16 protein-coding genes are annotated in these 13,754 nt (G+C 61.1%); 1 reads left to right on the top strand and 15 read right to left on the bottom strand.

The features are described from left to right. Nucleotides 1–223 precede the first annotated feature (223 nt). The 12 genes from HX875_RS09325 to HX875_RS09270 form a co-directional block, all read right to left on the bottom strand. On the bottom strand, nt 224–1,009 hold the full coding sequence (locus HX875_RS09325) for a TatD family hydrolase (RefSeq protein WP_177042968.1): 786 nt from the start codon (nt 1,007–1,009) through the stop codon (nt 224–226). Between the two features lie 63 nt (nt 1,010–1,072). Further along, nucleotides 1,073–2,062, bottom strand: a complete 990-nt coding sequence (locus tag HX875_RS09320; RefSeq protein ID WP_177042967.1) for a DNA polymerase III subunit delta' — start codon at nt 2,060–2,062, stop codon at nt 1,073–1,075. Beyond that, nucleotides 2,055–2,687 (bottom strand): dTMP kinase, encoded by a 633-nt coding sequence (gene tmk, locus HX875_RS09315; protein ID WP_177042966.1) that lies wholly within the window; start codon nt 2,685–2,687, stop codon nt 2,055–2,057. The genes HX875_RS09320 and tmk overlap by 8 nt, the downstream gene beginning before the upstream one ends. Nucleotides 2,688–2,706: 19 nt before the next feature. Further along, the gene (gene mltG / locus HX875_RS09310) at nt 2,707–3,831 is read right to left on the bottom strand and encodes an endolytic transglycosylase MltG (protein WP_177042965.1); all 1,125 of its coding nucleotides are present in this window, start codon (nt 3,829–3,831) and stop codon (nt 2,707–2,709) included. Between the two features lies 1 nt (nt 3,832). Continuing rightward, on the bottom strand, nt 3,833–4,648 hold the full coding sequence (pabC, locus tag HX875_RS09305; RefSeq protein WP_177042964.1) for an aminodeoxychorismate lyase: 816 nt from the start codon (nt 4,646–4,648) through the stop codon (nt 3,833–3,835). Beyond that, complete coding sequence (gene fabF, locus HX875_RS09300) at nt 4,648–5,892, bottom strand: beta-ketoacyl-ACP synthase II (protein ID WP_010165889.1); 1,245 nt, start codon at nt 5,890–5,892, stop codon at nt 4,648–4,650. The genes pabC and fabF overlap by 1 nt, the downstream gene beginning before the upstream one ends. 110 nt (nt 5,893–6,002) lie before the next feature. After that, the gene (gene acpP / locus HX875_RS09295) at nt 6,003–6,239 is read right to left on the bottom strand and encodes an acyl carrier protein (RefSeq protein WP_003175607.1); all 237 of its coding nucleotides are present in this window, start codon (nt 6,237–6,239) and stop codon (nt 6,003–6,005) included. Between the two features lie 192 nt (nt 6,240–6,431). Next, on the bottom strand, nt 6,432–7,175 hold the full coding sequence (gene fabG / locus HX875_RS09290; RefSeq protein WP_004371297.1) for a 3-oxoacyl-ACP reductase FabG: 744 nt from the start codon (nt 7,173–7,175) through the stop codon (nt 6,432–6,434). A gap of 27 nt (nt 7,176–7,202) precedes the next feature. Continuing rightward, nucleotides 7,203–8,141 carry an ACP S-malonyltransferase gene (gene fabD, locus HX875_RS09285; RefSeq protein WP_177042963.1) on the bottom strand — a complete coding sequence of 313 codons (939 nt, stop codon included), beginning with the start codon at nt 8,139–8,141 and terminating at the stop codon, nt 7,203–7,205. A 126-nt stretch (nt 8,142–8,267) separates the two neighbouring features. Continuing rightward, nucleotides 8,268–9,278 (bottom strand): phosphate acyltransferase PlsX, encoded by a 1,011-nt coding sequence (gene plsX / locus HX875_RS09280; RefSeq protein WP_177042962.1) that lies wholly within the window; start codon nt 9,276–9,278, stop codon nt 8,268–8,270. Between the two features lie 4 nt (nt 9,279–9,282). Further along, the gene (rpmF, locus tag HX875_RS09275) at nt 9,283–9,465 is read right to left on the bottom strand and encodes a 50S ribosomal protein L32 (protein WP_004371305.1); all 183 of its coding nucleotides are present in this window, start codon (nt 9,463–9,465) and stop codon (nt 9,283–9,285) included. A 13-nt stretch (nt 9,466–9,478) separates the two neighbouring features. After that, nucleotides 9,479–10,006: a YceD family protein gene (locus HX875_RS09270; RefSeq protein WP_076015069.1), complete on the bottom strand. Its 528-nt coding sequence runs from the start codon at nt 10,004–10,006 to the stop codon at nt 9,479–9,481. Nucleotides 10,007–10,111: 105 nt separating this feature from the next. Here HX875_RS09270 and HX875_RS09265 point away from each other — a divergent pair, with 105 nt between their 5' ends. Then, nucleotides 10,112–10,690 (top strand): Maf family protein, encoded by a 579-nt coding sequence (locus tag HX875_RS09265; RefSeq protein WP_177042961.1) that lies wholly within the window; start codon nt 10,112–10,114, stop codon nt 10,688–10,690. A 129-nt stretch (nt 10,691–10,819) separates the two neighbouring features. Here the strand turns inward: HX875_RS09265 and HX875_RS09260 are convergent, their stop codons facing one another. From HX875_RS09260 to rluC, 3 genes are read right to left on the bottom strand one after another with little or no spacing between them, the layout of a single operon-like run. Next, the gene (locus HX875_RS09260) at nt 10,820–11,812 is read right to left on the bottom strand and encodes a S49 family peptidase (protein WP_177042960.1); all 993 of its coding nucleotides are present in this window, start codon (nt 11,810–11,812) and stop codon (nt 10,820–10,822) included. A gap of 21 nt (nt 11,813–11,833) precedes the next feature. Further along, nucleotides 11,834–12,496 carry an HAD-IA family hydrolase gene (locus HX875_RS09255; RefSeq protein ID WP_177042959.1) on the bottom strand — a complete coding sequence of 221 codons (663 nt, stop codon included), beginning with the start codon at nt 12,494–12,496 and terminating at the stop codon, nt 11,834–11,836. After that, entirely contained in the window at nt 12,483–13,442 is a 960-nt protein-coding gene (gene rluC, locus HX875_RS09250) for a 23S rRNA pseudouridine(955/2504/2580) synthase RluC (RefSeq protein WP_004371325.1), read from the bottom strand. The genes HX875_RS09255 and rluC overlap by 14 nt, the downstream gene beginning before the upstream one ends. Between the last annotated feature and the right edge of the window lie 312 nt (nt 13,443–13,754).

Here is a 13,754-nt window from a genome sequence, read left to right as displayed (position 1 = left end):
CAATGAGAACTCAACCGAAGCGGGCGTATTCCAAATCTGTTTAAAAAACGATCAGATGTGGCTGGACTGAATCAGATACTGATCAATACTTGAAATGTCGGCGTGGCATCTCCCCCAAGTGACGCGTCGACCTGGGTACCGACGGACTGTGTGCCCTTGTTTTACTCCTAATGGTCTTAACCCGGATTCACCCCCCAGAACCCGGGTTTTTTTTGCCTGAAATTCAGTGGCCGACGTGGGCCAGCGGGAACAGGCGCTTGAAGTTTTCGGTGGTCTGTTCGGCAAATCGCTCGTAGGACTCGCCCCGCAGCATCGCCAGGTAATCCGCCACATCCCGTACGTATTCCGGCAGGTTGGGCTTGCCGCGATGGGGAATCGGCGCCAGGTACGGCGAATCGGTTTCCACCAGCAGGCGGTCGGCCGGCACTTGGCGCGCCACATCCCGCAGGGCTTCGGCGTTGCGGAAGGTCACGATGCCCGACAGGGAGATGTAGAAACCCAGGTCAAGGGCGGCCTTGGCCATGTCCCAGTCTTCGGTGAAGCAATGCAGCACACCGGCCTGGGGCAATGCGGCTTCGCGCAGCAGGGTCAGGGTGTCGGCGCGGGCGCCACGGGTGTGGACGATCACCGGCTTGCCGGTTTGCTGGGCGGCTTGCAGGTGCAGGCGGAAGGAGGCCTGCTGCAACTCGGCGGCTTCCGGTTCGTAGTGGTAATCCAGGCCGGTCTCGCCGATGGCCACCACGCGCGGGTGATTGAGTTCGCCGAGCAGCCAGTCGAGGGCCGGGGCTTCGCCGGGCTTGAGGTCCAGCGGGTGAATGCCCACCGAGCAGTCGACGTCGGCATAACGATCGGCCAGGGCTTTGACGTCGGCGGCGTTTTGCGCGCTGACGCCGATGCACAGGAAGTGCCCTACACCGCGCTGGCGCGCTGCTTCAAGGGCGGCATCGAGGGAACCGCCGTGCTGGGCCAGGTCGAGGCGGTCAAGGTGGCAATGGGAATCTACGAGCATGGGCATCTACAACTTGAGTCACGGGAAGTGTCTGGCCAACGATACACCCGTCGGCCACTGAAATTAACGCCGGCCGAGCAAGCCGACCCACTGCACCAGCAGAGCCTCAAGCAACAACACACGGTTGAGGTTGGCCTTGCCGAGTACCTTCTGGCGTTGGGCGAGGATCCAGTCCTGAATGTTCAGGACCTTGTCCTGGGCGCTCTTCTGCGCCAGGTATTGCACGACTTTGCGCATGTCCGGAAGGCCCAGGCCGTTTTCGTCCTGGGTCAACTGGTAGCGCAGGATCAGGCTCGACCAGTCGCAGAACCAGTCGAACAGCAGCAACAGGGGAATGTCTTTCCAGGCACTTTCCGCCAGTTGCGTGGCAGACACTTCCTGCTTGAGCAGCTTCTTCACGCCGTCCACCACCAGCGCACGTTGCTCCCGCACGCCCTGGGCCTGGAGCTTGACCGCCGCCAGGGGCGAGCCCGCCGCAAGGGTCAGCAACTCGACACGCTCGGCCTCGCCGCACTCCGGCAACGCCTGGGCCAGCCACTGCAGGCTCATCGCTTCGCTGGGCAACGGGCAAGCCTGTTGCACGCAGCGGCTACGGATGGTCGGCAGCAGACGGCTGGACTGGTGGCTGACCAGCAGCAACACAGTATCGCCGGACGGCTCTTCCAGACTCTTTAGCAAGGCGTTGGCGGCGTTGATGTTCATCGACTCCACCGGCTCGATCAGCACCACCTTGCGCCCGCCCATCTGCGCGGTCTGCACCACGAAACCGACCAGGTCACGCACCTGGTCGACCTTGATCGCCTTGTCGGCTTCTTCCGGTTCCAGCAGGTAGTTGTCCGGGTGGCTGCCGGCCTTGAGCAACATGCAGGATTTACATTCCCCGCAGGCTTCCAGGCCGTTGGGCCGCTGGCACAACAAGCTGGCCATCAGCCGCTCGGCCAGGGCGCGCTTGCCGATGCCCGCCGGGCCGTGGAGCAAGTAGGCATGGGCGTGCTGGGCACGGCCTGCCAGTTGCTGCCAAAGGCTGTCCTGCCACGGGTAGGCTTCAGCCACGGACACGCTCCACGAGTTTCGGTAACAGGGCGTCAATCGCCTGTTGTACTTGAGTCAGGGGCTGCGCGGCATCCAGCAGGTAATACCGGGCAGGGTCGGCTTCAGCACGCTTGAGAAACGCACTGCGCACGGCCTCAAAAAAAACCTGGGTTTCCAGCTCGAAACGATCCAGGCGGCCACGAGCAGAGGCGCGGGCCATGCCGACGTCCACCGGCAGATCGAACACCAGGGTCAGGTCGGGACGCAGATCGCCCTGGACGAAGGTCTCCAGGGTTGCAATGCGTTCCAGGGACAAACCCCGGCCGCCGCCCTGATAGGCGTAGGTCGAATCGGTAAACCGGTCGCAAATCACCACCGCGCCACGGGCCAGGGCCGGGCGAATGACTTCAGCCAGGTGCTGGGCGCGGGCGGCGAACACCAGCAACAGCTCGGTGTCGGGGTTCATCTGTTCGTCGCCCGGGGTCAGCAGCACTTCACGGATGCGCTCGGCCAGCGGCGTGCCGCCGGGCTCGCGGGTCAGCAGCACTTCGATACCTTCGGCGCGCAGGCGCTCGGCCAGGTATTCGCGGTTGGTGCTTTTGCCGGCGCCTTCCGGGCCTTCCAGGGTAATAAACAAGCCAGTCACAGGCAGTCCTTAGTCAGAGTCATTGCGGGCTTTGCGGTGCGGCGTCGTCGGGTGCGGGAGACGGCTCGGCGGGAGTATCCATGGGCGCGTCCGCAGGTTTTGCCGCCGGCGCGGGCGCCGGGCTGGAACGGTAATCGGCACGACGCTTCATCTGGAACTCACGCACTGCGGCGTTATGCGCATCCAGGTTGTCCGAGAAAATATGGCTGCCGTCGCCACGGGCGACAAAATACAGGCTGCTCCCGGCCACCGGGTTCAGCGCGGCATGGATCGCCTCGCGCCCGACCATGGCAATCGGCGTCGGCGGCAGGCCGGCGATCACGTAGGTGTTGTAGGGCGTGGCTTCCTTGAGATGGGCGCGGGTCAGCTTGCCGGTATAGCGCTCGCCGAGGCCGTAGATCACCGTCGGGTCGGTTTGCAGCAGCATGCCGATCTGCATGCGCCGCACGAACACCCCGGCAATCTGGCCGCGTTCTTCCGGCACACCGGTCTCTTTCTCCACCAGCGAGGCCATGATCAGCGCTTGATAGGGTTCGGTGTACGGCGCATCGGCCGCACGTTTGCTCCACTCCTGGGCGAGGACGTCGTCCAGACGGTTGTAGGATTTTTTCAGCAACTCGACATCGCTCATGCCACGCACGAAGCGGTAGGTGTCCGGGAAGAAGCGGCCTTCCGGGAACACGCCTGGGTGGCCGAGTTTTTCCATGACTTCGCTGTCCGTCAGGCCGGACAGGGTTTGCTCGATCTTTTCATGCTTGGCCAGGGCGGCGCGCACCTGGCGGAAGTTCCAGCCTTCCACCAGTGTGATGCTGTACTGCACCACTTCGCCACGCTGCCACAACCCGATAAGGCCTTCGGCGGTGAGGCCCGGGGCCATGCGGTATTCACCGCTGTGCAGCGGCTGGCCGTCGAGGTTGAAGCGCCAGTAAAGACGCAACCAGAACGCATCCTTGAGCACGCCGTCATTTTCCAGGCGATTGAAGGTGCCGGTGGGCGTCGCACCGGCCGGTACGTCCAGCAATTGCTCCTGGGTCAGGTTCAGGGGCTGTTCAAGGGCCGAGTTCAGCTTCCAGGCAGAAGCGCCCAGCAGCAAACCCGCCAGGACCAGACCGATCTCCAGCAGCAATACAAATTTACGTCTCAAATCAAATATCCAATAGTGCGCGAACAATGCCCTGCAGTTTACGGGTGAGCGGCCCAACCGGCCAGCTCATCGCAGCACATCCGCGCACCGGCCAAATGCCATATACGCTGTTGCACACAAAGACTTCGTCAGCCTGTTGCAACTGCTCAAGGCTGATATCGGCCACGCTCGTCGGGATGCCCAACGCCTGCGCCTGGGCCAACACCTCGGCCCGCATGACGCCGGCGACACCGCAGCGATTCAGATCAGCGGTCAGCAACACGCCGTCACGCACCAGGAACAGGTTGCTGAACACGCCTTCGATGACCTGGCCGGACATATCCAGCATCAAACCTTCGGCGTGCTCGGCATCCTGCCACTCGGCGCGGGCGAACACCTGTTCAAGGCGATTGAGGTGCTTGAGGCCGGCGAGCAACGGCTGCTCGGACAAACGGGTGGTACACGCAAACAGGCGAATGCCTGAGGCTGCATGTTCCGGGGGATAAGTGGCAGGCGGACTGCCTTGCAGAATGCGCCGCGCGGGAGCGCCAGCGCTGATGCCATAACCGCGCTGGCTGTCGCCACGGGTCAGGATCAACTTGAGTACACCGTCACCGAGGGCGGCGGCATAGGCCAGCAATTCGCTGCGGATCAATGGCTGATCCGCAACAATCGCCAACCGCCTGCAACCCTCTTCAAGGCGCTGCAGGTGGCGGTCGAGCAGCACGGGCTGCCCGGCCTTGACGGCAATGGTCTCGAACAACCCATCACCGTACGCCAGGCCACGGTCTTTCAGGGGCACTGCGCCCGCCGGCTGACCGTCGACCCAGCTCTCCATCACTCGGCGAACCGGCGGAACACCAGGGAACCGTTGGTACCACCAAAACCGAACGAGTTGGACAGCACCACGTCGATCGGCATCTTCTGCGCTTCGTGCGGCACGAAGTTCAGGTCGCAGCCTGCATCCGGCTCATCGAGGTTGATGGTCGGCGGAGCGACCTGATCCTTGATGGCCAGCACACTGAAGATCGCCTCGACCGCGCCCGCCGCACCCAACAGGTGGCCGGTCATGGACTTGGTAGAGCTGACCGCCAGCTTGTAGGCGTGCTCGCCGAACACCGACTTGATGGCCTCGGCTTCCGCCAGGTCACCCGTCGGCGTAGAAGTGCCATGGGCGTTGATGTACTGCACCTGGTCGATGTTGACCTTGGCATCACGCAACGCGTTAGTAATGCAGCGTGCCGCACCGGCGCCGTCCGACGGCGGCGAGGTCATGTGGTACGCATCACCGCTCATGCCGAAACCAATCAGCTCGGCGTAGATGGTGGCGCCACGGGCTTTCGCGTGTTCCAGCTCTTCGAGTACCAGCGCACCGGCACCGTCGGCCAGCACAAAGCCGTCACGGCCCTTGTCCCAGGGACGGCTGGCACGGGTCGGCTCGTCATTGCGGGTCGACAGTGCGCGGGACGCGCCGAAGCCGCCCATGCCCAGTCCACAGGCGGCCATCTCGGCGCCGCCGGCGATCATCACGTCGGCTTCGTCATAGGCGATGTTGCGCGCCGCCATGCCGATGCAGTGAGTACCCGTGGTGCACGCCGTGGAAATGGCGTAGTTAGGCCCCTGGGCACCCAAGTGGATGGACAGGAAACCGGAAATCATATTGATGATCGAACCAGGCACGAAGAACGGTGAAATTCGACGAGGGCCGGAATCGTGCAACGTGCGGCTGGTTTCTTCGATATTGGTCAGACCGCCAATACCCGAACCCATGGCCACGCCGATGCGCTCACGGTTGGCGTCGGTAACTTCCAGGCCGGCATTACGCACCGCCTGAAAACCGGCTGCCAGGCCGTATTGAATGAACAGGTCGAGTTTGCGGGACTCTTTGACCGAGAGATATTCCTCGACATTGAAGTCCTTTACCGAGCCGCCAAAACGGGTGGAATAGGCAGAAAGGTCCGTGTGTTCGATCAGACCAATACCACTGCGGCCAGCCAGAATGCCCTGCCAACTGCTCGGCACATCCGTACCCAGTGGCGACAACATACCCATACCGGTGACTACGACGCGTCTACGCGACACAGCACTCTCCTTTTTCTAATGACGACACTTTGCATCAGGCTTAAAGGAAAAAACCGCACGCCATAGGGCAGTGCGGTTTTTCCATCACAGCAAGCGACGATTACAAACTATTACGCCTGGTGGCTAGTAACGTAGTCGATAGCAGCTTGAACGGTAGTGATTTTTTCAGCTTCTTCGTCCGGGATTTCGGTCTCGAATTCCTCTTCCAGAGCCATCACCAGCTCAACGGTGTCAAGGGAGTCGGCACCCAGGTCTTCAACGAAGGAAGCAGTGTTTACCACTTCTTCTTCTTTAACGCCCAGTTGCTCAGCAACGATTTTCTTGACGCGCTCTTCGATGGTGCTCATACCTTGTTTTCACTCCTAATGGACAAATTCAGGCAGCTGGCCAGTGGGTAAGTGTATAGAAAGGCTTTTCAGCTTTTCAACTGAAAGCTTCACCCTCGTACCCTATCGGCCATCTGCCTATAAATAGATTGCAGCTTTATAACGGATTTTAGACAGCTCGTATGACATTTTTTTGAAGCGATCCGTCACAATTTAACTCATGTACATCCCGCCGTTCACCGGGATTGTAGCCCCAGTCACGTATGCCGCACCGTCGGATGCCAGGAAAGCGACCACATTCGCGATCTCTTGAGCCTGGCCCAGACGGCCCAGCGGAATCTGCGTCAGCAACGCTTCACGCTGCGCTTCAGGCAGTTCGCGGGTCATATCGGTGTCGATGAACCCTGGGGCCACCGAGTTGACCGTAATCGACCGCGAGCCCACTTCACGCGCCAGTGCACGGCTGAAACCTTCCAGACCGGCCTTGGCGGCTGCGTAGTTTACTTGGCCTGCGTTGCCCATGGCACCCACTACGGAGCCAATATTGATAATTCGACCCCAACGAGCCTTGGTCATGCCGCGCAAAACACCCTTGGACAGGCGAAACAGACTGTTCAGGTTGGTATCCACGACGTCATGCCACTCGTCGTCTTTCATGCGCATCATCAGGTTATCGCGGGTAATACCGGCGTTGTTCACCAGAATAGCCGGTGCACCGAATTGCGCTGTGATTTCAGCCAACACGGCAGCCACGGATTCATCGCTGGTCACGTTAAGCTCAAGGCCGGTGCCCTGAACGCCGTTTTCCTTCAACGTCGCAGCAATGCGCTCAGCGCCGGCGGCGGAGGTGGCGGTACCGATGACCACAGCGCCCAGACGGCCCAGCTCCAGGGCGATCGCCTGGCCAATGCCACGGCTAGCGCCGGTAACCAGTGCAACTTTACCTTGCAGACTCATGCAGGCTTCTCCTAGGTTCGGAAATTATCAGGCCAGGGCTGCGCGAGCGGCAGCGAAGGCATCCGGGGTATTGAGGTTGGAAGTCGACACGCCTTCGGCGCAACGCTTGTTCAGGCCGGCCAGGACTTTGCCCGGGCCGCACTCTACCAATTGAGTGGCGCCATTGGCGGCCAGGGTCTGCACCGACTCAACCCAGCGAACCGGCTTGTACAGCTGCTCCAGCAGGTCGCGCTTGAGGGTTTCCAGGTCGGGAGCCACGGCGGCGCTGACGTTCTGCACCAGCGGAATCTGCGGCGCCTGCCAGTTGATGGCGGCGACGGACTCGGCGAAACGCTCGGCAGCCGGGCGCATCAGCTCGCAGTGGGACGGCACGCTGACCGGCAGCGGCAATGCACGCTTGGCGCCACGGGCCTTGCAGCCTTCGATGGCGCGCTCTACAGCGGCCTTGGCACCGGCGATCACCACCTGACCAGGGGAGTTGAAGTTCACGGCGCTGACCACTTCACCCTGGGCCGCTTCGGCACAGGCAGCAATCACGTCAGCATCTTCCAGGCCAAGAATAGCAGCCATGCCGCCCTGCCCGGCCGGAACCGCTTCCTGCATCAACTGGCCACGACGCTCGACCAGCCTGACCGCTTCACCGAGGGTCAGGCTGCCAGCGGCCACCAGGGCGCTGTATTCGCCCAGGCTATGACCGGCGACGTAGGCCGGACGCGCACCGCCTTCAGCCAGCCACAGGCGCCACAGGGCGATGGAGGCGGTCAGGATGGCCGGTTGGGTCTTGTCGGTTTGGTTGAGCAGCTCTTCCGGCCCTTGCTGGGTCAGTGCCCACAGGTCGTAACCCAAGGCATCGGAAGCTTCCTTGAAAGTTTCCAGTACAAGCGGATGTTCCGCGCCCAGCTCGGCCAACATGCCGAGGGACTGCGAACCCTGCCCTGGAAAGACGAATGCGAGGGATGTAGACATGTAACAAGCCCCTAATGATCTGGTCGTCGGAAATTGGCGCCCCACATGTGGGAGCACAAGAAACTGACAGATTGGATGGTCAATTGAACTGGCCGGTCACATTTAAGCATTTCCGGCCCGATTCGCCTAAGGCAACAGGTCCTCAAGGCGCCCGTGCAAGCGTTGCGGCAGGTTTTCCTGGATCTCGATCAAGGCGCGCTGGATGGCGCTTTGAAAACCCTGCACCCCTGCCGAGCCGTGACTTTTCACCACAATACCCTGCAACCCCAGGAAACTCGCGCCATTATGCCGCGCCGGTGCCAGGTCAGCCTGCAAGCGCCGCATCAAGGGCAACGCCAAAGCGCCCACCAGCCGCGAAGCCAGGTTGCGCTTGAACAAGGCCTCGATGCGCCCGGCAATCATGGTCGCCAGGCCTTCGCTGGATTTGAGCAGGATATTGCCCACAAACCCGTCGCACACCACGACGTCCGCTTCGCCGCGGTACAAACCGTCACCCTCGACAAAACCGATGTAGTTCAAGCCGCGCGCGCTTTGCAACAACGTCGCTGCCAGCTTGACCTGCTGGTTGCCCTTGATGTCTTCGGTGCCGATATTCAGCAAGGCCACCCGTGGCCGGGCCACACCCAGCGCTTCGGCTGCCACCGAGCCCATCAGGGCAAAGTGCAGCAGGTGCTCGGCACTGCAATCGACGTTCGCCCCCAGGTCCAGCAACTGGCAGTAGCCCTGCTGGGTCGGGATCGCCGCAACCATCGCCGGCCGATCAATTCCCGGCAGTGTTTTCAGCACATGCCGGGACAACGCCATCAACGCCCCGGTGTTGCCAGCACTGACACAGGCCTGGGCCTTGCCGTCGCGCACCAGCTCCAGGGCCACCCGCATCGAAGAATCAGGCTTGCCGCGCAAGGCCTGGGCAGGCTTTTCATCCATGGTGATGGCTTCGCTGGCCGGAGTAATCGTCAGGCGCGCGCGATCCACCGCCGGATGGCTGGCAATCAGTTCTTCAAGTAAGGAGGGTTGACCGACGAGGGTCAGGTGCAGCGAGGGCGTGGCAGACAGGCAAGCAATGCAGGCCTGAACAATGCTGCGGGGACCGAGGTCCCCGCCCATTGCGTCAATCGCGATGACTTGAGCAGACAAGTGATTACTCGTCAGCGCCCTTGTCGATCACTTTACGGCCACGGTATACGCCTTCTGGCGATACGTGGTGACGCAGGTGAACTTCACCGGTGGTTTTTTCTACAGACAGAGTGCTTGCCGTCAGGGCGTCGTGGGAACGACGCATGTCACGGGCAGAGCGGGATTTTTTGTTCTGCTGAACAGCCATAATTGATTAACTCCTAAACGTTTGGGTCACGCTTTAACTGCGCCAATACACTGAACGGGTTGGACCGCGTTACCTCGTCCTCGCTCGGTTCGGGCTCATCGAGACCCGCCGGCTGCTGGCATTCTTCCGGATGATGAGCAGGCACAATGGGCAAGGCGAGCAAAAGCTCCTCCTCGATCAGTGACTGCAGATCCAAAGGATCTTCGCCCAGTTCCAGCACGTCATAACCTTTCGGCAACGACTGGGTATTCGCACCCTCTTTCACCACAGCATAACTGCATTCGCTGTGGATCGGCAGGGTGACCAGCTCAAGACAACGCTGGCAAACCATTTTGACTTCGGTGTCGATAAAGCTGTGGATTACCACAGACTTACGTTCATCTCGTTCAAAAATGAATTTAGCCTGCACCGTACCGACAGTGTCGGAAAGCGGGTCGCAGAGTCTCTCCAAATCGGCCAGCAGCACTTCACCTTGAAGGGTAGTGCCACGATCAGCCAATTTGCGCGGGTCAACGTGAGGTGGAATCGGGTCATTCAACATAGGCGCAGCATTATAGGGATGCACCCGCCCATGTCAAAGGAAATTCAGCCCTGTCCGTCGCGGGGCCTCCCCGCTAGAATCCGCGACTGCCTTGAGGAGACGCCCATGCTGCCTTTATTACTCGCTTCCAGCTCGGTTTATCGCCGGGAATTGCTGAATCGTCTGCACCTGCCGTTTATCTGCAGCTCGCCGGATATCGACGAAAGCCGCCGCCCGGACGAGTCCGCCGTGGAACTGGTCAAGCGCCTCGCCGAAGAAAAAGCTCGCGCCCTGGCCGGCAGTCATCCGGGGCACCTGATTATCGGCTCGGACCAGGTCGCCGCGCTCGACGGCCAGATCATCGGCAAGCCCCACACCTTCGAGAAGGCCCGTGAGCAACTGCTGGCGGCGAGTGGCAAGCGCGTCAGCTTCCTCACCGGGCTGGCACTGCTGAACAGTGACACCGGGCACTGCCAGGTCGACTGCATCCCCTTCACCGTACACATGCGCACACTGGACGCAGCGCGCATCGAGCGCTACCTGCGCATCGAGCAGCCCTACGACTGCGCTGGCAGCTTCAAGGCCGAAGGTCTGGGGGTGAGCCTGTTTCAAAGCACCGAAGGGCCGGACGCTACCAGCCTGGTCGGCCTGCCATTGATTCGACTGGTGGACATGCTGCTGGCCGAAGGCGTGCAGATTCCCTGAGAACACCCCAAAACAAATGTGGGAGCTGGCTTGCCTGCGATGCAGACACCTCGGTCCATCAGTCGCACCGAGGTGATGCTATCGCAGGTAAGCCAGCTCCCACATTTTGAACCGTGCTGCGTTGAGGTCTCAGCGCAGGGTCGGCCCCTGGAAGCCCATGTACAGCGCCAGCTTTTCAGCCACGCTGGCACCCAACTTCTTGGAGAAACGGTCAAACGGCGATTCCTGAACCGTGAAGTCCACCAGTTCTTTCTCGCCAATCACATCCCGCGCCACCGAACTGGCACTGCCCAGGCCATCGATCAAGCCCAGCGGCAGCGCCTGCTCGCCAGACCAGACCAGGCCGGAGAACAACTCCGGATGCTCTTTATCCTTGAGCCGGTCACCGCGCCCTTGCTTGACGCTGGCAATGAACTGCCGATGAGTGGTATCCAGCACGCCCTGCCAGAACTGGGTTTCATCCGCCTTTTGCGGCTGGAACGGATCCAGGAACGACTTGTGCTCGCCGGACGTATAGGTACGGCGTTCAACCCCCAACTTCTCCATGGTGCCGACAAAGCCGTAACCGGCCGCCGTCACACCAATGGAACCCACCAGGCTGGCCTTGTCGGCATAGATCTGGTCGGCGGCGCTGGCGATGTAATAAGCGCCCGAGGCACCCAGGTCGGAAATCACTGCATACAGCTTGATGTCCGGGTGCAAGGCGCGCAGGCGGCGAATCTCGTCATACACATAACCCGACTGCACCGGACTGCCACCCGGGCTGTTGATACGCAGGATAACGGCCTTGACCTTGGAGTCTTCGAAAGCGGCCCGCAAACTGCTGACAATATTGTCGGCACTGGCGGACTCCTTGTCGGCAATCACCCCGCGCACTTCGATCAACGCCGTGTAGTTACCGCTACGGGTGGCGCTCTTTTCCATGTCCATCAGCGGACTGAACAACGCCAGCATGCCCAGCAGGTAAATAAAGGTCAGAAGCTTGAAAAATATCCCCCAACGCCGGGAGCGACGCTGTTCCTGCACACTGGCCAGCAGGGTCTTCTCCAGCAACTTCCAGCTTCTGTCATCGCCATTGTTATCGGCATTGGCCTTCTCAGGCGCTTTCCACTCGTCGGTCATGCCATCTACCCCAGCAAAGACTTAATGGGCCCGGCTGAGCCAGGCCTGCAATTCAGAAAAACGGTCAATCGTCAGTCTCGGCTCGTACGCCTGCAACGCCTCGGCAGACTGGGCGCCGTAGCTGACCGCCACGGAGTCCATGCCAGCATTACGCGCCATCATCAGGTCGAACGACGCATCCCCCACCATCAGCGCCTGCCGAGGCGACACGCCACATTGAGCAAGGATCTGTTCGAGCATCAGAGGATGGGGCTTGCTGGCGGTTTCATCCGCCGCACGGGTGGCGTCGAAATAATTTTCCCAGCCATGGGCCTTGAGCACCCGATCCAGTCCGCGACGGGCCTTGCCGGTGGCCACTGCCAGGTGATAGCCGTCGGCGCGAAACGCTTCCATGGCCTGGGCTACGCCTTCAAACAGCGGTGAAGGCTGGGCATCCAGAGCCATGTAGTGATCGGCATAGTGCTGACGAAAGGCTATCAGCTCATCGTCAGCAATCTCGGGATACAGGGTGCGGATCGCTTCCGGCAGGCCCAGGCCGATAATGCCCTTGACCGCCAGGTCGTCGCACAACGCGTAACCCGAACGGGTCGATGCAGCGTGCATCGACTCGACAATCCGACCAATGGAATTACACAACGTGCCATCCCAATCAAAGATCAGCAGCTTGTAGTCAAGGTGCGACACTCAGGCGCTCCACGGTCTTGGCCCACATCTCATCGACAGGCGCTTGCAGCTTCAATTCGCCGCCATCGGGCAGCGGCACGGTGAGCATGTAGGCGTGCAGGAACAGGCGCTTGCCACCCAGATCGCGAATCTCCTTGGAGAAATCCTCGTCGCCGTATTTGGTATCGCCGGCGATGCAGTGGCCCGCGTGCAGGGTGTGCACCCGAATCTGGTGGGTACGGCCGGTGACCGGCTTGGCCTCGACCATGGTGGCGAAGTCACCAAAGCGGCGCAGTACCTTGAACAGGGTCAGCGCCTCCTTGCCCTCCTCGTCCACCTCGACCATGCGTTCGCCGGAACGCAGGTTGCTCTTCTGCAACGGCGCGCGGACGCTCTTGATCGAGGTTGCCCAGTTGCCGCGTACCAGCGCCATGTAGCGCTTGTCCACGCCATCGCCGCGCAGGGCGGCATGCAGGTGGCGCAACATGCTGCGCTTCTTGGCGATCATCAGCAGGCCGGAGGTGTCACGGTCCAGACGGTGGACCAGCTCCAGCTCCTTGGCGTCCGGGCGCAACTGACGAAAGGCTTCGATCACCCCGTAGTTGAGGCCACTGCCGCCGTGAACGGCGATGCCGCAAGGCTTGTTGATCACGATCAGCGCCTTGTCTTCAAAGACAATCGACGCCTCAAGGCGTTGCAACAGGCCCTGGGCCAGAGGGACCGGTTCATCCCGCTCAGGCACCCGCACCGGCGGCACACGGACGATGTCGCCCGCCTGCAGCTTGTACTCGGGCTTGATCCGGCCCTTGTTCACGCGCACTTCGCCTTTACGCAAAATGCGGTAAATCAAGGTCTTGGGCACGCCTTTGAGCCTGGCAAGAAGAAAGTTGTCGATGCGTTGGCCGGCATATTCCGGCGAGACCTCAAGCAGCTGGACGCTGGGGGTCTGGGGGGCGGTAGTCGTCATGGCGGCGATGATAACAATTTTTTATGGAATTGAAGCACTTAATCATTGCTGCTATAGTCGCGAACGCCGCCAAAAGCGGCCTGGACAGAGGACTAGCGGCAAACTGCCGGCCCTGACCATCGCAATTCATCAGGACGCGAGGCCGTCCTACGGGGCTTTCGCCACCCTGGAAGGCTCGAGATTGTAACAAGCGCAGGTGACATGAGGCCTGAAGCGAGTGCAAGAAGCAGAGTGATTACTCGCCTTTTGCGCCGATATTTACGGCCAGTTCACAAAGTGCAGTCAGTCTTGAGCCAGACCACGGCGAATGCT

Origin of the sequence: Pseudomonas yamanorum (genome assembly GCF_013386765.1) — a bacterium.
Classification (GTDB): Bacteria; Pseudomonadota; Gammaproteobacteria; order Pseudomonadales; family Pseudomonadaceae; genus Aquipseudomonas; species Aquipseudomonas yamanorum_A.
This window is presented reverse-complemented; position numbering and strand designations above follow the sequence as displayed.